The following is an 18,033-nucleotide window of genomic DNA, read 5'->3' on the forward strand; positions in this document are numbered from 1 at the left end:
AACGGCGCCTATGACAATGGCTGGTCCGCACCCGGCATCACCACCCCAATCCGAAGGGCTGCCAGTCTGGGCTGTTGCGGCGTTGTACGTGCCCTCGACAGGGTAGGAATCCACACAAGCGCGGTCTGGATTGTCATCGCCGCCGATTTGATGAACCCAGCCTCCCGCCGTGGCGTCGATTTTGTTGAAAACACTCCAGGCAACTGAGTGATCCTGTGGTCTGTTGGTTTGTTGGTACAGCAGGCCAAAAGCTGCTGTGTTTGTATCCGTTGCCTTCGAAGCGCTGTTGACCACGCCCTCGATGCCAACCTGATCGAACGTCACCGATACATCGGATTTTGACCAGTAAGATTGCGTAAGGTCACGCCCCCAGGTCACATGGTTCGTCCTGCTCGGCTCCAGCAACAAGCCAAACCCGTCCTGGTTGTACCACGTCACATTGTAGTGGGTTGTGGTGGTGATGCCGGGTGCGGACCAGCCATTGTCATAGGTGCCGTTCCACACCCGATGGATATGGCTCCCGACTTCGACCCAGACATGACTACTCTGTTTGACGGTGGCGGAAGAGGCCCGCTCAAAGGTTCCCGTACCGTTACCAACCTGGGGGTGAATCGGATCCAGCGGGTTGAGAACAAACAGGACCGGATTTTGGGTCTGCGCCCCCTCCGCCGGCAGGAATGGCGAGTTCCAGGCGATGCATGGAACCAAGGCCATATGGCCATCGCTGGAGATCCACCTGAAGGCGGACCTGTCCTTATCAAACACTCTGTTCATGATGCTCTCCAAAAAAAGTCTTTGGCCAGCAGATATCCAACGTGGAGGCCATTCAAACCCTGTAATCCGGGATAAAGGCCGTGATCGGCCCACGTGGCCGGGCCAGACTCAGCAGGGCGGTCAAGATTTGTATGCGACCCCGCAACCTTTCCGTCTCTTCCATGGGCGAAGAGATGACGATATCTTCATGGCATCTTTGCAGTTCCTCTTTGGCCCACTGACTGATCGTCTTCCAGGTTTCGCTGCCTGAATCTACCATGGTAATCTCCCGATAGTGTTGTTGACATCCGGCACCTGTTCGGCACCTTTTCAAAAAAAACTTTGGACGGTTGTCGTTTTTTTGTGGGTGCCGGACAGGTGCATATTTGACCCTTCAATAACCAACTTCTCTGTCCGCAGCATGCACAGAGGCAACTTGGCGCTGCGGGTTGTTGTGGACCTGGGCTCGTTTGAGACCACTCAATACCAGATAGCGTGTGGCGTCCAGCAAGTGGTCATGCTCCTTGACGATGCGTCCCTGTTCATCCCGCCGGTAGAGACGATACTCGGTAAACCAGTTTTGCATGGTTTTGAAAACGCGCAGGCGCTGACTGGAGAGTCGTTCCCAAACCGCATGGATACCCGCCTCGACGGCATTGTCCGCTGGTTCCATGGTCAGGCCAAGATCCCTGTAGGCCTGCAACAAACTTTCTCCATCCTTCTGCCCACGCCCCCGGGCAGCAGGATCGATGACACCAGGAATCCATACGCCCCGGGCACGGACTGCGGCGGCATGGATCGAAGGTTCTGCCTGGCCCCGATAGTGTTCGGAGTAGAGGTAGAGCACATCGGTTTCCCGGTCCCATGCCCCCCACACGGCTGCCGTGCGCTGCCATCCCACATCCAACGCGAAGACTCTTGGCCACCAGGATGGAATGTCCATGGGGTCGATCGCGATTTCTTCCTCTGGAACCGGGTAAATGGCGCCACTTCCCAGGGATGGAATCCCTTTGGCCCTGGCCGCCCTCTGGTGAGGAGGGATGGAGGCCAACAGCTCTTCCTTGTCCTTCTCGGTCAGGTGGGGCGCATCATTCCAGTCCGCCATGATGACAAATGGTTTCATGATTCCGGCAACCTCCCGTGTGGCAAAAAGTGGCGCACCACCTCGGACATACCTGAGAGGGGCGTGAAAGTGCAGATGATCAAGCCATTGGTTGTCATGGTGCGAATCAAACACTCGGCGTAGATGGAGAGTGGTGGCTCCTCGTCAAGCCAGACCACATCCTGCTCGGTTCCCTGGAAAGATTTTCGCTTCTGATCGTAGCTTTTCAAGACCAGGCGGCTTTTTCCCCCCTGCCGGTGGTGGACGGTGATGGTCTCCACGGCATCAGGAACGCTTCCAGAACGATTCTTGATGTCTGCAATGCAAACTGCCGGGATCAATCCGGTTCCGACATCGCTGGGCGGTCCCAAAAGTTTCATTTGGATGATGTCCCTGACGGTCTGGGTGGTATCACCTGCTGCCCAGGCCCGGATCGGGCTGGTAAAGCGCCGGCCAACCCACCACTCCGGATAGAGTCCCGTCAGATGCAGGGTGACCTCATACCCTCCAACCCCTTCAGTTTTGCCAATGCGGTTGGCCGCCAGCATCAATCGCTCGCGGTGGCTTTTGCCGCTGGCGAAAAAAGCCATATGTTTTTGATAGCCGTCCCGGGCCAGAGGTCCGGAATCGGGATAAAAATCATCCAACCGCCGCAAGCGCCGCCGACGCTCTTTTTCCTTAAGCATCAAAGTCAGCAGATGTTTCTTTGATAAACCTGTCGATGTGGTCATCCAATTCCTCATCTGTCATGGCCTGCAGGTGTTTGAGTACGGAATCCGCATCATCGGCTCCGGCTTCCAGTTGCAGGTGGCGACCGATGAGTTCGAGTGCCTTGTTGGCCCCGGAAACGTCCATTTTAAATTCCCCCGTGGGATTGCCAGACCGATCCTTGACTGGTTCTTCCTGAAGACACCGTTCCACAACGGTCTGAAGTTTATCCAACCACCATTTTCGATCGATTTTGCTTTTTCGTGTTCGTTTCGTCCTGTTCTCATTCATGGTTAAACCTGTTTTTCTGCACGGAAAACACCAAAGACAGGTTGGTCACCCGGAGAGTTTGTCACGGAAATACTGTCCCAGGGCGGTGACAACCATGGCCACGCCTCCGCCGCTCAGCATGCCAAATACGGCGGAACGGCTCTCCACGGCACGCAACCTGTTGTCGAGCCCCCCGATCCACTCCGTGATCTCGGTTTGCCGACCCTGAATGGCTGCCAGAGTCCCTTTGATTTCACCAAGATGCATGGATATTTCATTGAAAATATCTTGATTTTCGCAGCAGTGTTCGTTCATGACATCACCCTTTTGTCAACATGCCAACAAGACCGGCCAACCCCGTGCCCGTGGCGATGATCTCCGTCACAAGTTCTGGCCGCATATCGATACCCAACGCTGTGGCCAGCATGATCATGCCCCGCCATGTAGAAGGTTCCTGCAATCTTTCCATCACGTATTTCATCACAGCACCACCAACCCGATCAGATGACCAATACCGGAAATGACCAAAGGCACCATGGCCACCATGGCCATCAGCCCGGTCAGCAAGACCAGGCAACTTCCCCAATGTGTCAGCTTGTTTCTGCCTTCATTCATCGTGCATCTCCTTGCCGGTTTCGACCATGCGGGACAAATATTTTGCCCGCTCCCCAACTTGTTTTGCCCAACGGGAATCCAGCATCTCCTGGGCAGCCAGAGTAAAATCCTTATTGTTGATGGCGGCGACGAATCGTTGAAACAACCGAAAGCGACTGATACCCAGGTTGAAACACATATCCATCAGGGCACACCGCCGCACATCGTTCAGATCGTTGAACCCTGGCAGATAACGTTGCAACTCCCCTTCAACCCGATCCAGGTCATTGTTCAGCAAGACCATCGCTTCGGCTTCCGAGATGCCCACATCCTCCAGGTTTCGGCCAACGCCGATGGTGACCCGGCCCGCCGGGCAGAGATACGGACGCAAGGCAATCCCTTCGTGTCTGATCAACTGTTTGGTCAGCGCTTCACGATCCATTTTCGTTCCTCCAGAAAAAAAGCCTGCTCCGGTCACCCGCAGCAGGCATGAAAAAACCCGCCTGGGGCGGGTCACCAATAAACAACAACAATAAAAAAAGCCCCCTCACCCGGACGGCGAAGAGGCTTCATGACATAACTCACCTATTATGGGTGCAACCTTTACCCCTTTTTGCGCCCTCCTGCAATAAAAAAAATGATCGGTTGACCATTTTTTTTATTTTTTGGTAACGATTCACCACTCTCTCAAGAAAAGCTTGGACATAAAAGCCTTCGTCAGGACTTCGCCCCGGACCCCACCAGGGGAAAGAGCGCAGCCCTTTCCCCTGGACTCCCATCCCAGTCTTTCAATCGTTATGGCCAAACAGGTTCCGCCGTTTCTTCTTACGCCACATCTCCCTTGAGGATCATTTTGTTCCGTTGCGAGCGACTCTCCCCAACGGATGTCACCCGGATGGCGGCCTGGTCCACAACCGGGCATTTGTTTTCGCAGATGCCACAACCGATGCAGCGGGAGGGTTCCACAAAGGGCTGTTTCAATGCCACAGGTTTGCCCTCGCGGTCAGGAATGGCGACACTCTGGAACCAGATCGCCTTGGGAGAGGTGGGGCACATCTCTTCGCAAACAATGCATGGGGTGTGCATGGCCCAGGGAAGACACCGGCCCCGATCAAAAAAAGCGGTGCCCACCCTGATGGGGTGTGGGAAAGGTTTGGCCCCAACCTTCTCCGCCACCGACAAGGGCCGGATCGCCGCCGTCGGACAGACCTGCCCACAAAGAACACAATATTGTTCGCAATAGCCCTGGGCGTTGATCAGGATGGGGGTCCACAACCCCTCCAGACCAGCTTCGAGCAGTGCCGGTTGCAAAACGTTGGTGGGACATACCCGCATGCAGGCTGCGCATTTGATGCACCGGGCCAAAAAATCCCCTTCCGGCAGGGCCCCGGGAGGACGAATCACCTCGGGAACAGGATGCGCGAAGGCGGAACGGGAACTGCGCAGCATGGGAAACAGGGCCAAGGCAGTCACCCCGGATTCCACCAAACGACGCCGCCCGATATCCAGAGACTGATGAACGGAGCTGCGTGGCTGCGACAAGCCATAGTGCAAGGCCCCTTCGGAACAAGCCTCGATGCAGTTCATGCACAGGTGGCACTCGCTGACACGCAACTCGGTGTGGGGATCGCACCCACCCTGACAAGCCTCCAGACATCGGGAACAAGAGGTGCATCGGTCCACATCACGACGAATCCGCAAGGGGGCGCGAAGGGCAAAGACCCCCAACAGGGCCCCCAGCGGACACATCACCCGACACCAAAAACGGGGCATGAAACGGTTAGCCAGAAGAATCCCCAACAGGATCATGCTGATCAAAATCCCGCCATGGAAATAGGGCTGGTATGGATAGAGGGGGATCTCCCGCCCATGGACCGCCGGCAACACGCCAACCGCGAAAGAGCGCTCCAACAGGGCGATGGGATCTAAAAGACCGATCTGGAGTCCCCCCAACAAAGCCAGGAGAAGGAGAGCGGTCAATAGATAGTATTTGACGCGAAAAATGGAGCGATACCGATTGTCCGCATAGGCATCCACCGGTCGCCGCCGATTGAACAGGTAGCCGGCAAGCTGGTTGAGAATGCCCAAGGGACAGACCCAGGAACAAAAAAAACGTCCGAGAAACAAAGTTGACAACAGGATCACCAACGACCAGGCAAGCCCTTTGTACAGGGTGTGGCTCGTCAACAAACCACCCAGGGCGGTCAGGGGATCCAGCTCCAAAAACAGGGAGACATCGTACCCCCGTAAATGGCGAAAGTCGCTCACCAGCAAAAAAAACAGAAACATTCCGAGAAAGAAAGTCGCATGGTAGCGACGCAGGGCACGCAGTTCAGGCAAGAAGCGCATGACAATCATCCGATCTGGGTCTGGGAAACGTTCAGATCTTGCCAACGCACATGTCCCAGCCCCCGTTGTTCACCCAAGGCGAGAAACGGAACCGTTTCAGGTTGCAGGTTGAGAAATTGCAGGCTGAAAGCATCGATGGCCACTTCATCCAGACCGGCGATCAAGGTATTTTCCCGGCTGACATCAGCCACGCTGCCACCGGTAGGTCCGTTGCGTTGCAAAACCCGGGTGGCATCCATGACCGTCAATGTGGGACGTACTGCGGCAGCCAGATCCACGATGGAGGTATGGATATCCTGGTGCAGGCGGTTGCGCGTGCCACCGATCACCCCATACCAATTTTTCATGGCCAGGGTACAGCCGCTCAGGGAGTGATGTTTGACGATAGGCAGGTTGATCACCTTGTCAGCTTCGAGAAAAAAGCGTGAAACCGGCCATACCTTGAGCAGGGTTCCCCCCAGGTCGGCACGCACGAAATCCTCCTGCCGGGGCAGCCGTATCTCCCCCCCCGCCTGGTGGGTTGCCTCTTCGATCCCGGAACGGAAAAAACAGCGCGCCGGATCATTGAGAGAGTGATCGGTGACCCAGACCGCCTTGGCCCCGGCCTCCCGGCAAAGCCGCACCATGGCCGCCACCAACTCCGGCCCCGTATTGGCGGCCTGCTCGGGTTGCCGGTCCCAGCCGACATTGGGCTTGAGTAAAACCTTGTCGCCACGCTGGATGAACCGCTCGATGCCTCCCAGCCGGGTGATGGCCTCTCTGGTCATGCGCGGCACATCTGTTCCCCGCACCACGGCCAACTGCGGGTGGTGAGCGGATGGCGGAACACGAAAATCCCGTAATTTGTGGATCACCTCCGGTTGGCGGCGGATGGGTTCGTTGCTGTAGGCCAACCAGCCCCCAACACCGATCCCCGCTGCAAGCCCGGAGGTGATGGAGATCTCGCGGATAAACTGCCGCCGACTCAAAACAGGTTGGGTTCGATCGGTTCTGGGCTTTTTTGCAGACACAAAACCCTCCAAAAACAGGAGCTATTGCCTGGCATACTCCGCCAGGCGTTGCATGTGTTGCGGACGCAGAGGACCGAACACCCCCAGGAGTCGCTGGCGTCCGATGGCCAAGACCCAATCACCCTCGTAACGGTCGCTGATGCGCACGATTTTGGCATCACCCTGAGGCTCCAGACGGTAGGGAATCTCCTCCCCCTGGAGGAATGACAGGAGCGCCTTTTCCAGGGCTGCGGTCTCTTCTGGAGTGCCAACAATCAGGAAAGCGGTGCGGCTCTCTCCCTTTTCTCCACTGAAGGAGCGCTCCACCACATGATTCAAAAAATTCATGCCACGATAGTTTTCCTTGATGAAGCGGGTGTCACCGACATTGCCAAAGTCTGGAAAAGAAAATGAAAGATCGGATTCTTCGCCCGTCTTGGGCACGATTTTTCCAGCCAGAAGGGCTGCGGTCTCCTGCAAGGAACCCTCATCGGAAAATGCGGCCAGGCGCACATAGTAGGGGCCCTTGATCAGGGAGAGGGTCCGATCGGCAACAAAGGCCATCTCTCCGACATGCACCGTTTGGCTTTGGGAACTTTTTTGCTCCATGAGGACGCCGAAGGCAAACATGGGTTTGCCCATGTCATACAGATCCACCACCAGGGAGGGTTGACGCGCTCCAGAAGGGCCATACTCGCCAACGGTCAAGTGCCGAAAACCTGCACCAATAAAAAAATCGGCATGGCCGTTGATGTATTCGTAGAGATTCTCCCGGGTATACTCCCGGACGGACCCCATTTTTTTCAGCGGTCCCAGGGAATCGGGAAACATATGCGCCATCTCGGACGTGACATGGCTACCCTTTTGGAACTCCAACAGACCTGGGTCATAGTGCTGGCCGTCGAACCAGACGGCCAGCGCCAACAGAGGGGGCAGGAGCAGCAGCAGCACCCGGGTAACCCACGGCGTTGCAGGGGGAGAGAGCAAGTCAGGCAACCGTGGCAAAGGAGAGTTGCCGATGGGCGGCGCGCAGCTTGGTGGCTACGGGCAGACCATAGGCGCACAACTGGTTACAGGAAGCCGAGTCGCAATTTTGACAAATGGCCGCATTTTTCTCCAGCGCGGCGTAAGATTGCATGGCTTGTTTCTCGTCCTTGTAGTCTGCAAAATACATTTGGTAGCGCAGGATGGAGGCGATGGGAAGACCCGCCTGGCAACCCGCTTCGCAATCGCCGCAGCCGGTGCGGCAATAGTCCTGGCCGTGGCGAGCGGCATATTGGTCGAGGAGCTTCTGATCCGTGGCAGAGAAATCCTGTCCCGAAGCCTGAAGGTAAAGATCCAGGTGACCGGTATTGGCAAAGGTGACAACGAGGCCACCGACTTCGGCATGTTTGAGAACCCACTTGAATGCGGCGTGTTCGGAGACACCGCGCAGATCAGCGCCGCTCTCTCTGGCGCCGGCAAGGGTTTTCATGGCGACCACGCCGACCCCTTTCTGGCTTGCGGCTTTCAGCACCTCAGGAACTTTGGGAAATTTCATGAAGTTGAAAGCCGGCATGATCAAATCAAAATGGCCGGAATCGACCGCCTCCATGAGCAGCTTTTCCATGTTGTGGGGGCCATGCGATGAGACGGCCAGGGCACGCACCTTGCCATCCCGGCGCAACCGTTCGTAGGCCTTGAGCATGTTGGGATCCAACAACCGCTTCCGCTCCTTGTCAAAATCCGGGCTCTCCCCCACAGCATGGACAAACACGGCATCCAGATAATCCGTGCCCAACCGCTTGAGACTCTCCTCAACTGCGGCAACATAATCTTGTTCGCTACTTCCCACGGGAAGATGACCAGGGTACGGTTTAGACTGGCAAAATTTGGAGGCGATATAAATTTTCCCCCGGTCTGGCAGGCGTTTCAGGGCCTCGCCGATCAGGCTTTCACTGGGGCCATAGTCCGGAGCCGTATCGAAGTAGTTGACACCCCGTTCGATGGCCCGCAGCACCAGGGAGGCCGAAGGCAATTTTCCCGCACCGAAAGAGATATCACTGATTTTCATCCCGGTGCGCCCCAGGGTGCGATAATTTTTGATACTGGCTTTGTCGGACTCGGCGGCGCTGCCGGGGGCAACCTCTCCAGCCAAAGTGGTGACCGCAGCCAGAGCCACGGAAGACTTGATGAAATCACGACGTTTCATGACGTTTTTTCCTTTCATGACGGCCAGTTACAGTACATGATCAGGCACGATATGTTCGGGTATCCAGCAGACTTGGCAAGATTGTACAGATCCCTCCTTATTTTCTGCACGTTTTTTGCTGTGTCAACCATGGGCAGATCATGTTTTCCGGCCACAGTTCTCCACCCGACAACGCATCGGGATTCAGGGAGCCGGCTTCCTGGCATATCCGGAAGCGAGTCCTGGTTGGGTTCGGGGCACAGCTCTGACAAAGTCTTTTATATCAAAGCTTTTCTTGCAAGGGTGTTGAATGGTTGCTATCCTTTCGGTTTCGGCAAGTCCGGCTCCGAATGCGTGCAAAACGGCAGACTCGAAACGATAACCCCCATCAATCAAGAACAGGAATGATTCATGGATAATTTCATGAAGGAGATCGACCAGAGGAGCAATCTGGCTTTTTCCAATCAAATGGAGATGCTCACATTTTTCTTAACGGATTCCCAACAGTACGGGATCAACGTTTTCAAGATCATCGAAGTGATCGAAACCCCGAAAAACGTGACCGTCATGCCGCAGAGCCATCCCGCCATTCTGGGGGCGATCAACTTTCGTGAACAGTTGGTCACCGTCATCGATCTGGCCAGTGCCCTGAGCATGGCGCCCGTCGATACGAATGAAGGAGTCAGCTACGTCATTATCTGCGAATACAGCGGCTCCATCCAGGGATTTCTCATCAGCAGTCCCAACAAGCTGATCACCCGCAGCTGGAAAGATATACGGAGTCCGGGCAACGGCACACAAAGTTCGGGCTACCTGACCGCCCTGACCTACGACGACGAAGGAAAATCCATCCAGATACTCGACATCGAAAAGGTGCTGGGCGAGATCATGGGGGTTGAGGATACGGTTCCCCAGGAGATGATCGAAGAGGGGCATAAACTCAGCATCGACAACTTTCACGTCATGGCAGTGGATGATTCGCGTGCAGCCCGCAATCTTCTCTCCTCCACGCTTGAGCAGTTGGGAGTCCAACACCATGTCTTTGACAATGCCGAGTCCGCCTTCGCGGCCTTGGAAAAGTCATTGGAGCCCAATTCCCGTTTTCGGTATTGCTTGATCATCTCCGACATCGAGATGCCCGGCATGGACGGTTTTACCTTCACCCGGCAGGTCAAGGCAAACCCGGATCTGGCCAAAATCCAACTGGTTCTCCACAGCTCCATGAGCAACCAAGCCAACAAGGTCAAGGCAGACGCCGTCGGAGCCAACGACTTCATTCCAAAATTCCAACCCGGAAACATTGCCCGTGTGGTTCTGGAGCAGGTCTCCAGAATCCGGGAACAGGGTGCAGGGTGTTACCGAGGCTGACGCCCCCCTCTCTTTGCTGTCGGTCATCAGGTCGTTTCGGCTGATGGAACCTGCACACGGGTATATGAATCACAGGTTGGGGGTGTCCTGGATTCCCAGTTCATGCATTTTCCGATAGAGGGTGCTTCGGCTCATGCCCAGGCTGCGTGCCGCCCGGGACTTGACCCAGCCGAACTTTTCCAGGGCTTGCGTAATCAGCTCACGCTCCCCTTCCGGGGAGGCAGCGGTCGCTGCGGTGTACGCCTGGGGCTGCACCTGGGCCAGTTCCGGGGGCAAATCCTTGGCATCGAGCAACGAGTCCCGGCAAATGACAAAGGCATGCTCGATGGCATGTTCAAGTTCTCGGATGTTTCCCGGCCAGGGATGGGCCATGACAACCTTCATGAAATTTTCTGAAACGCCCGATATGGATTTGCCGAACGAAGCGTTGAATCTCCCGATGAAATGTTCGACCAGGAGGGGAATATCCTCCCGACGTTCCCGCAGGGAAGGAAGGTGGATTTCCACCACTTTCAGGCGATAGTAGAGATCTTCCCGGAACAGGCCCTGGGCAATCTTGTCGCGCAGGTTCTGGTTGGTGGCGGCCACGACGCGCACGTCCACAGAGACCGTGCGACTCTCTCCGACACGTTCCAGCTCCTTGTTTTGCAAGACCCGCAACAATCGGGTTTGCATTTTGGCTGAGACATCGCCAATTTCGTCCAGAAAGATCGTGCCATGGTCGGCGAGTTGAAAACGCCCGATCTTGTCTTTGACCGCACCGGTAAAGGCCCCGCGCACGTGGCCAAAAAGTTCACTCTCCAATAAGGTTTCCGACAGCCCCGAACAGTTGACCTTGACCAGGGTTCCGCGATGGCGCACACCTTTTCTGTGCAGGGCATCCGCGATACGCTCCTTGCCGGTACCACTTTCTCCGGTGATCAGGACAGTGGTATCCACATCGGCCAGATTTTCAATAAGCGCATAAATTTCTTGCATTTTTCGGCTACGCCCGATGATGCCGTGAAACCCCTGCCGCTCGCCAAGATTTTTTTCCAGAGCCGCCAGGCGGGTTTCATCCCGCACCACCATGACCGCGCCGAGAAACCGGCTGTTTTCATCGAACAGAGGCGATGCGGAGATATCCACCATCTGGCCATGATGCACCGAGTTGTTGCATGGCAACCGAACAATCTCTGCCCGGTTTTTGTTTTCAAAGACCCGCTGCAAGGCCTCCTGGCATTGACCTTCACAATGGCGGTTGTCCACGTGCAGGGGGTGTCCGGTTGCCGCTTCGGTGAGGCCGCAAATACGCTGGGCGGCCAGGTTGAACTCCATGACCCGCGAGGCGGCATCGACGGTGATGATGGCATCTTTGACACTGTTGAATACAGCCGTCAGACGGTGTTGCATGCGTTCCCGCTCATCCCGCATGGATTTATGATCCAGGGCGGATTTGACCTGACGCAACAAATTTTCCTTCAAGATCGGCTTGACCAGGTAATCATAGGCCCCGGCCCGCAGTGCCTCCTGGACGGTCTCCAGGTTGGGAAAACCGGTGATGACCAGGACGTAGGGGCCACCGGGACACCGCCTTTGCACCTCCTTGAGCAGTTCCAGGCCACTTTTTCCGTTCATGTGAATATCGGTAAAGAGCAGATCAAGTCCGCCCTCATCCAGGATGCGAAGGGCAGTATCGTAATCCTCGGCAGTGACGACATCATAACCGGCACTGGTCAAAAAAGACTGAAATATAAACCGGATATGGGAATCATCATCCACGATGAGAATTTTTGAGCCCATCAAAATTTCCCTTCTTCCTGCAATATCCACTCGCGAACCTGGGCCACCAGAAACTCCCTCTGATTGCGGTTGGGATCCTGCCCAACCCACTCCACCAGACGCTGGCGCAACTGCCCCAGCCAGGGACCGGGCGCCATACGAACCAGGTCGAGAATTTCTCCGCCGGTCAGTGCCAAATCCGCTGGATCGAGACGCAACATGGCTTCGCGCGTCAGATGGCAGCGACGCATGGAGCGGGTAAACTCCTCGGCAATTTTGAGATTCTCTTCGGATGTGGTGTTGGGAAGGGCCTCCTTTTTGGCGCGCAGGAGGCGGAACAACCCCTCCACCGGGATGGTCTGTTCGATCAGCTTGCGCAACCCCCGATCCGTCATGGTTTGATGCACATCCAGGTGTTGCACCATATGGTTGATCCGGCGTTGCCGGCGTTTGGAAAATTGCAGCCGGCTCAAAATGCCCGCATTGATGCGCATGGTCTCTTCATGAAACCCGGGATAGTCGACGATTTTGCCTTCCGCATCTTTTCGGCCACAAACGCCCTTTCCTGTTTGGTGGAGCAGGGATGCCCATCGCAGATCCAGGAAGGAGACCTCCTCTTCGGCAGCCGGGGCCGTCATGTTCAGGAGCATGCGCAGGGAGTTTTCCCAGGCGCTTTGGGGCTCCCCCGGAACTTCCGGGCACTCCTGAAGGGCGGCAAACTCCGGTAACAACTCCCGGCCCAGCACCGAGCGAAACAGGCGATGGACCATATCCTGTGAAAACCGATCCCTGAGCAGCAAGGTGAAGATTTGGTCGAATTCAGCGCGAACCCTTTCCTGGGCCACATGGTTTGGCACAGTCTCTTCAGAATTTTTCAGATCATCCTGGTCCGGCTTGCCGGCTAGTTGCAGGGTGAAGCGGAAAAATCGCAGGGCACGCAGCGGATCTTCCAGCAGGGTTTCCGCGCCGTTGACGAGGCGGATGATATTGTTTTCCAGATCGGCGCGACCATTGTAGGGATCGATCAAAGGTCCATCCGGCCAATGGAAGGCCATCGCATTGGCCGTGATGTCACGATGGGAAAGATCTTCCGCCACGGTCGCCGGATGGGAGGGGCGATGACGAAAGGTGGCTATCTCCACCATTTTGGGATTTTCCTTGCGCTTCAGAGGCAACAACAAACTGTTATGCTTGTTGCCCATGACAGCCATGGCATATCCTGCATCCTGGAGTTTGCGTTGGCAGTGCGGCAAGGGGTGGGAGACAAGAATGGCGAGTTCATCGGGGTGGGCTTTGTTGCGCAAGGAGTCCCGCAGGGAGTCTCCAACCAGAAAAATCGGACCGATCAAACGGTCCAGGTCGTCCAGAAGCGAGTGGACAAAAGGGGAGAGGCCTCTTTGCAGGGATAGGTACATGGTTTTTGTTGGCGCGTGGACCCATTTGGAGACACCCCAGCCGAACGGCAGGATGAACGTAGATCAAGATCAGGTCGCCGTCAATGCATGAGGATGGAAACAGGAGTGCAGGCCAACGCATGGCTTTCATCACGTTGGGGTGCCGGGTCAACCAATGCGAGACCGACATGCTGTATCGTGCCGGCAAGCGGGCTGGTTATCGCCAGGCCAAATCGGGCGAAACTGCCGATGTGGTTGTCTTCAACACCTGTTCGGTTACCGGAGAGAGCGAACGGCAGGCCCGTCAGGCCATTCGGCGCGCCGTGCGGGAACATCCCGGCGCCCGTATCGTGGTCACGGGGTGTTATGCCCAGAGGGATCCGGAGGGTTTGGCGCGCATTCCTGGTGTATCGCTGATCCTGGGCAACGATGGAAAGGAGGATTTGTTCGCGGTGTTGGCCAACCAGCGACCTGACCCTGCGGAAGCGGACCGCCCCCTGCCTGTCCGCTCCGAAGCCGGGGAATTTTCCCTCCCTGGCCTGACGGAAAGCGGTGTCCAGGATCGGGCGCGTGCCTATCTCCACGTCCAGAATGGCTGTGATGCAGGGTGTACCTTTTGCGTCATTCCGGCCCTGCGCGGGGCAAGCCGTTCGGCACATCTCGAACAGGTTATCATTCAGGCAAAAGAATTATTGGCACACGGGTTTCAGGAACTGGTCCTGATGGGCATCAACCTGGGATCTTATGGGCGCGATCTGCCCTCCCCTGTCTCTCTGACCCGACTCATCGGGACATTGTTGCCTCTGCCGGGGTTGGGTCGCTTACGCCTCTCTTCCATCGCCCCACAAGATCTTGATCCGGCTTTTTTTGCCGAGGTGCTGGCCGAGCCACGCTTTTGCCCCCACCTGCATCTCTCCATCCAATCTGGCGACGATCTGATTCTCAAGCACATGCGTCGGCCCTACACCCGAGCCCAACTCCTGCATGTCATCCACACCATACGCGCCCGGCGTCCCGAGATCGTTTTAGGCGCCGACATCATTGTCGGCTTTCCCACCGAGGACGAAGCTGCCTTTGTCAACACTCTGGAGTTGCTCCAGGAAGGTCAAATCGCCCTGCCTCATATTTTTCGCTATTCGGACCGTCCCGGCACTCCGGCAGCCCGGATCCCATCCCATCTCCGCCCCTCCCCCGAGCTGGTCCGGGAGCGGGCGGAGCGTTTACGGATAGCGACCCAGGTCATCCTTGGCGATGTTCTCGCCCGAACGGTGGGGCATGAACTCCAGGTTTTGGTGGAGTCGGTAACCCAGGGCCATGCCCGGGGCAAAACCGGAGAGTTTCTTCCGCTTGTTTTTCCCGCCATGGATATCGACCTGGTTGGCAAACTGGTTTCGGTACAGGTTGCCAGGGTGGATCTGCCGAACATGGGCCTGGTGGGAAAATGTGGGGATGCCGATCATGAAATTTGACCTTTCACGCCCCATACGCCTTGGGATCATCGTGACCCATCCCATCCAGTATCATGTCCCGCTTTGGGTGGCTTTGCATCAGCAGACTACATTGGAGATCCAGGTCTTTTATACCTGGGACAACCGGGGCGAAACCGGTTTTTTTGACCATGGTTTCCAAAAGCGGATTTCCTGGGATATTCCCCTCCTGACGGGCTATCCGTGGGAGTTTGTCCCCAATGTTGCCCGGAACCCCGGCGGCCACCATTTCCGTGGTCTGCACAACCCGGAGCTGGTCAAGCGGGTGCTGGCCTGGCAGCCCGACGTGGTGATGATCAACGGGTATATGCATCAGAGCCATTTTCTGGCCATCCGCTCCCTGGCGGCACGCGGCATACCGGTTCTGTTTCGCGGGGATTCCCACCTCCTTTCGCCTCGAACTCCCATCAAACGGTGGCTGCGGGCGCAGGTATTGCGGCGGCTTTTTCACCGTTGCCAGGGGTTTCTCTACTGCGGCACCTTGAACCGGGACTATTTTCTCAGTTTTGGCGTTGCATCCGACAAACTTTTTCATTGCCCACACATCGTGGACAATGACCGTTTTGCGACCAACGATGCCACACGAAGAGAGGAGGCCGCCGCCTGGCGTGCCAGTCTGGGCATTCCCTCCACCCACAAGGTCGCTCTTTTTGCCGGAAAATTTCAGGACAAAAAACAACCTCTCCAGCTTCTGGGGGCCTTCATCCGGGCGCGTGTTCCCGAGAGTGTCCTGGTGTTTGTCGGGGATGGAGAGTTGGCGGAGAGCCTGAAAATCGAGGCAGGAGCCGCCCAGGCCAACGTCCTGTTTCTCCCCTTCCAAAACCAGACCAGCATGCCCCTGGTCTATCGGTTGGGAGATGTGTTTGTGCTGCCATCGGCTTATGACGAAACATGGGGATTGGGTGTCAATGAGGCGATGTGTTGCGGCGTCCCGGTCATTCTCAGCGACCAGGTGGGGTGCGGACCTGACCTGGTGGAACCCGGTCGGACAGGGTGGATATTCCCAGCCCGGGAGACGACCGCCTTGACACACATCCTCCAACAAGCCATGCAACCCGGTGACCACCTGAAGAGCATGGGAGAGGCTGCCCGGAACAAGATGCAGGCGTGGGGGCTGCCCCACGCCCGGGATGGCATCATTCGCGCCGTGCAATCGGTCACCAGAGCCCTTTGAATTGAACTTTTTTCTTGGTGAATGCGCAATATATTGATACCAAAACTGTTGGTTCAATATTGGCAGGGCATTTACCAAGGTTGTCCCTTCCGGATTGTCTCATCCAGCCCGATTCCGGGCATTGTGGTAGAGTCTCCTTACCGATTTTGATGGACTGCATGGGTAAAATCCGGGACAATTCGGGCGCGTAGGGGCTGTTTCCGAGCGGCCCGATGCCACATCAACGGTTTTTGGGCGCGGACCGTCGGAACCTTCTTTTTCAAATGGCTCTTTGAAAATTGAAAACTGATGAGGATTCAGGCTGCTTTCCGAGAGCGGAAAAAGGCGTTCGAGACGATCAAACATGCAGGGTTGTTCAGAGTCTCCGTTGCATTTGAACGGACCGTCGTCGGTTTGTGGAGGTTACTCATGAAGGGTTCATTGAATAGTCCAGAAATGGAAGGAGTCACGCCCGAATACGTCTCCCAGCTTGGGAAGGAGTGGCTTGATTGGTTGGTAGACGTAACACCCGATGAGGAGCTTGCGTCTTTGCCAAAACCTGGGCATCTCCTGGTGCAAGAATACCAGGAAGGTCTTCAGGAAGGTCTTCAGGAAGGTCTTCAGGAAGGTCTTCAGGAAGGTCTTCAGGAAGGTCTTCAGATCGGCGAACAAAAAGGCCGCCAGGAGGGTGAGGTCGCGATTCTACTCCGAATCCTCCGCCGTCGTTTCTCCGATCTGCCAGACTGGGTGGAGCCAAAGGTTCTTGCCGCCAATCTCGATACCCTGGATGCATGGATCGATCGGGCAATTGAGGCGCACTCATTACAGGAAGTTTTTGGCGACGAGGCAGCCAGAGGGACAACGTTATTATAACACATTGATTCTTATCATTTTATTTCTTAATCTCGGCATCTCTCAGCTACCGAGGGGGAGTTGGAAGTTCGCCGACTTGCAAAGATTCGCTCCACACCATTTGCAACATGAGCGGATTTTTTATCTCCTGGTCAACTTTGAAACCAGGAAAGAGCCCATTTTGCAGCGATGGACAAAAAACCGGGCAAGGGCGTCCGGGATGACGGCCAGCAGAAAGTTTTTAGCGCGTCCCGCCGGCATGGGCAGTATCTCGGGTTTGAGCCCAAAGATTTGCACCTCATCCACAGCGAATCCTGGTTCGACGAGGGCTCGCCACTCCGGGATGGTATAATACCGCGCAAGGGCGCCATCGGTGGCCAGTTGTTGAGTTTTCGTCAAGGATCCGGTGCGGAACAGGTTGCCTTTCAAAATACCGAAGAACAACCCTGCAATGATGTAATAGTTCCAATAATTTCGGTAGTAGACCATGATGTGGGCTTTGCCACCGGGTTTCAGCACACGGTGAATTTCGGAGAGAACTTTGGGGGTGTCGGCGGAGTGGTGGATCACCCCCCAACTCCAGACAAAGTCAAAGCTCTGATCGGGAAAGGTCATCTCCTCCGCATCCATGCGCAGAATCTGCGCCCGGATGCCAGAAAGTTCCATGCGGGACCGCGTACAATGAACGGCGTGTTCGGTCAAGTCGATACCGGTAAACTCCCCGGCATGTTGGGCAATCAGTTGAGCGTGGGTACCGCATCCGACGCCGATTTCCAGGCATTTTTTATCTTGCAGATGGGCAAATGGGATCAGATTATCAAAGGGAATCGACTGCCAAGGCATGATCGATCTTGTCGAACTGAAAAAACGCGCATCGATTTCGCGATAGTAGGCCTCGGAAAATTTTTCGTGTTCGAGGCCATCCCTCCAGTCATACTGCATGGGATTGTTTTCCCACCAGGTGCGGTTTGCCTCCTGCCAGCGGGATCTTTGCTCCGGGGAAGTTGGCGTGGCAATGGGGGATGCAAAATCTCCCAGGCTGCTTTTGTCCATGTTGCATCTCCCCTTTCAGGGTCAAGAGTC

The 18,033-nt window shown here is 56.0% G+C and carries 19 protein-coding genes; 4 read left to right on the forward strand and 15 right to left on the reverse strand.

Features of this window, described 5'->3' with window-relative positions; translation table 11 throughout:
• The 12 genes from HQL63_06650 to HQL63_06705 form a co-directional block, all read right to left on the reverse strand.
• A partial coding sequence (locus HQL63_06650; GenBank protein ID MBF0176511.1) for a hypothetical protein occupies positions 1-774 on the reverse strand: 774 nt, incomplete at its 3' end.
• A 52-nt stretch (positions 775-826) separates the two neighbouring features.
• Positions 827-1,033, reverse strand: a complete 207-nt coding sequence (locus HQL63_06655) for a hypothetical protein (GenBank protein ID MBF0176512.1) — start codon at positions 1,031-1,033, stop codon at positions 827-829.
• A gap of 114 nt (positions 1,034-1,147) precedes the next feature.
• Complete coding sequence (locus HQL63_06660; protein ID MBF0176513.1) at positions 1,148-1,858, reverse strand: hypothetical protein; 711 nt, start codon at positions 1,856-1,858, stop codon at positions 1,148-1,150.
• A gap of 14 nt (positions 1,859-1,872) precedes the next feature.
• A complete protein-coding gene (locus tag HQL63_06665) occupies positions 1,873-2,598 on the reverse strand; it encodes a hypothetical protein (protein MBF0176514.1) in 726 nt (241 codons plus the stop codon).
• A complete protein-coding gene (locus HQL63_06670) occupies positions 2,534-2,710 on the reverse strand; it encodes a hypothetical protein (protein ID MBF0176515.1) in 177 nt (58 codons plus the stop codon). The genes HQL63_06665 and HQL63_06670 overlap by 65 nt, the downstream gene beginning before the upstream one ends.
• 189 nt (positions 2,711-2,899) lie before the next feature.
• Complete coding sequence (locus HQL63_06675; GenBank protein ID MBF0176516.1) at positions 2,900-3,148, reverse strand: hypothetical protein; 249 nt, start codon at positions 3,146-3,148, stop codon at positions 2,900-2,902.
• A 4-nt stretch (positions 3,149-3,152) separates the two neighbouring features.
• Positions 3,153-3,314 carry a hypothetical protein gene (locus HQL63_06680; protein MBF0176517.1) on the reverse strand — a complete coding sequence of 54 codons (162 nt, stop codon included), beginning with the start codon at positions 3,312-3,314 and terminating at the stop codon, positions 3,153-3,155.
• 126 nt (positions 3,315-3,440) lie between these two features.
• Positions 3,441-3,869: a lysozyme gene (locus HQL63_06685; protein ID MBF0176518.1), complete on the reverse strand. Its 429-nt coding sequence runs from the start codon at positions 3,867-3,869 to the stop codon at positions 3,441-3,443.
• Positions 3,870-4,252: 383 nt separating this feature from the next.
• Positions 4,253-5,758: a 4Fe-4S binding protein gene (locus HQL63_06690; GenBank protein ID MBF0176519.1), complete on the reverse strand. Its 1,506-nt coding sequence runs from the start codon at positions 5,756-5,758 to the stop codon at positions 4,253-4,255.
• A 23-nt stretch (positions 5,759-5,781) separates the two neighbouring features.
• Complete coding sequence (locus HQL63_06695; GenBank protein MBF0176520.1) at positions 5,782-6,744, reverse strand: DUF362 domain-containing protein; 963 nt, start codon at positions 6,742-6,744, stop codon at positions 5,782-5,784.
• 63 nt (positions 6,745-6,807) lie between these two features.
• On the reverse strand, positions 6,808-7,770 hold the full coding sequence (locus HQL63_06700) for a hypothetical protein (protein ID MBF0176521.1): 963 nt from the start codon (positions 7,768-7,770) through the stop codon (positions 6,808-6,810).
• Positions 7,754-8,956, reverse strand: a complete 1,203-nt coding sequence (locus tag HQL63_06705) for an aldo/keto reductase (GenBank protein ID MBF0176522.1) — start codon at positions 8,954-8,956, stop codon at positions 7,754-7,756. The genes HQL63_06700 and HQL63_06705 overlap by 17 nt, the downstream gene beginning before the upstream one ends.
• A gap of 390 nt (positions 8,957-9,346) precedes the next feature.
• Here HQL63_06705 and HQL63_06710 point away from each other — a divergent pair, with 390 nt between their 5' ends.
• Positions 9,347-10,303 (forward strand): chemotaxis protein CheV, encoded by a 957-nt coding sequence (locus HQL63_06710; protein ID MBF0176523.1) that lies wholly within the window; start codon positions 9,347-9,349, stop codon positions 10,301-10,303.
• A gap of 69 nt (positions 10,304-10,372) precedes the next feature.
• Here the strand turns inward: HQL63_06710 and HQL63_06715 are convergent, their stop codons facing one another.
• The gene (locus HQL63_06715) at positions 10,373-12,085 is read right to left on the reverse strand and encodes a sigma 54-interacting transcriptional regulator (GenBank protein MBF0176524.1); all 1,713 of its coding nucleotides are present in this window, start codon (positions 12,083-12,085) and stop codon (positions 10,373-10,375) included.
• A complete protein-coding gene (locus HQL63_06720; GenBank protein MBF0176525.1) occupies positions 12,085-13,479 on the reverse strand; it encodes a CCA tRNA nucleotidyltransferase in 1,395 nt (464 codons plus the stop codon). Before HQL63_06720 ends, HQL63_06715 begins: the two co-directional genes overlap by 1 nt.
• 119 nt (positions 13,480-13,598) lie before the next feature.
• On the opposite strand from HQL63_06720, the gene mtaB reads away from it, so the two are divergent.
• The 3 genes from mtaB (at position 13,599) to HQL63_06735 (ending at position 16,971) form a co-directional block, all read left to right on the forward strand.
• Positions 13,599-14,927, forward strand: coding sequence for a tRNA (N(6)-L-threonylcarbamoyladenosine(37)-C(2))-methylthiotransferase MtaB (gene mtaB, locus HQL63_06725; protein MBF0176526.1), 1,329 nt, complete (start codon positions 13,599-13,601; stop codon positions 14,925-14,927).
• Positions 14,917-16,119 (forward strand): glycosyltransferase family 4 protein, encoded by a 1,203-nt coding sequence (locus HQL63_06730; protein MBF0176527.1) that lies wholly within the window; start codon positions 14,917-14,919, stop codon positions 16,117-16,119. The genes mtaB and HQL63_06730 overlap by 11 nt, the downstream gene beginning before the upstream one ends.
• A 408-nt stretch (positions 16,120-16,527) precedes the next feature.
• Positions 16,528-16,971, forward strand: coding sequence for a hypothetical protein (locus HQL63_06735; protein MBF0176528.1), 444 nt, complete (start codon positions 16,528-16,530; stop codon positions 16,969-16,971).
• A 120-nt stretch (positions 16,972-17,091) separates the two neighbouring features.
• On the opposite strand, the gene HQL63_06740 is transcribed toward HQL63_06735, so the two are convergent.
• Complete coding sequence (locus tag HQL63_06740; protein ID MBF0176529.1) at positions 17,092-18,003, reverse strand: class I SAM-dependent methyltransferase; 912 nt, start codon at positions 18,001-18,003, stop codon at positions 17,092-17,094.
• Positions 18,004-18,033: the final 30 nt, after the last annotated feature.

The sequence above is a fragment of the Magnetococcales bacterium genome, from assembly GCA_015231175.1.
GTDB lineage: Bacteria > Pseudomonadota > Magnetococcia > Magnetococcales > DC0425bin3 > HA3dbin3.

Coding starts and splice junctions, on each gene's coding strand:
- HQL63_06655 (MBF0176512.1), bottom strand. CDS start 1,033: ATGGTAGATTCAGGCAGCGAAACCTGGAAGACGATCAGTCAGTGGGCC.
- HQL63_06660 (MBF0176513.1), bottom strand. CDS start 1,858: ATGGCGGACTGGAATGATGCGCCCCACCTGACCGAGAAGGACAAGGAA.
- HQL63_06665 (MBF0176514.1), bottom strand. CDS start 2,598: ATGAGGAATTGGATGACCACATCGACAGGTTTATCAAAGAAACATCTG.
- HQL63_06670 (MBF0176515.1), bottom strand. CDS start 2,710: ATGGACGTTTCCGGGGCCAACAAGGCACTCGAACTCATCGGTCGCCAC.
- HQL63_06675 (MBF0176516.1), bottom strand. CDS start 3,148: ATGAACGAACACTGCTGCGAAAATCAAGATATTTTCAATGAAATATCC.
- HQL63_06680 (MBF0176517.1), bottom strand. CDS start 3,314: ATGAAATACGTGATGGAAAGATTGCAGGAACCTTCTACATGGCGGGGC.
- HQL63_06685 (MBF0176518.1), bottom strand. CDS start 3,869: ATGGATCGTGAAGCGCTGACCAAACAGTTGATCAGACACGAAGGGATT.
- HQL63_06705 (MBF0176522.1), bottom strand. CDS start 8,956: ATGAAACGTCGTGATTTCATCAAGTCTTCCGTGGCTCTGGCTGCGGTC.
- HQL63_06710 (MBF0176523.1), top strand. CDS start 9,347: ATGGATAATTTCATGAAGGAGATCGACCAGAGGAGCAATCTGGCTTTT.
- HQL63_06715 (MBF0176524.1), bottom strand. CDS start 12,085: ATGGGCTCAAAAATTCTCATCGTGGATGATGATTCCCATATCCGGTTT.
- HQL63_06720 (MBF0176525.1), bottom strand. CDS start 13,479: ATGTACCTATCCCTGCAAAGAGGCCTCTCCCCTTTTGTCCACTCGCTT.
- mtaB (MBF0176526.1), top strand. CDS start 13,599: ATGGCTTTCATCACGTTGGGGTGCCGGGTCAACCAATGCGAGACCGAC.
- HQL63_06730 (MBF0176527.1), top strand. CDS start 14,917: ATGAAATTTGACCTTTCACGCCCCATACGCCTTGGGATCATCGTGACC.
- HQL63_06735 (MBF0176528.1), top strand. CDS start 16,528: ATGAAGGGTTCATTGAATAGTCCAGAAATGGAAGGAGTCACGCCCGAA.
- HQL63_06740 (MBF0176529.1), bottom strand. CDS start 18,003: ATGGACAAAAGCAGCCTGGGAGATTTTGCATCCCCCATTGCCACGCCA.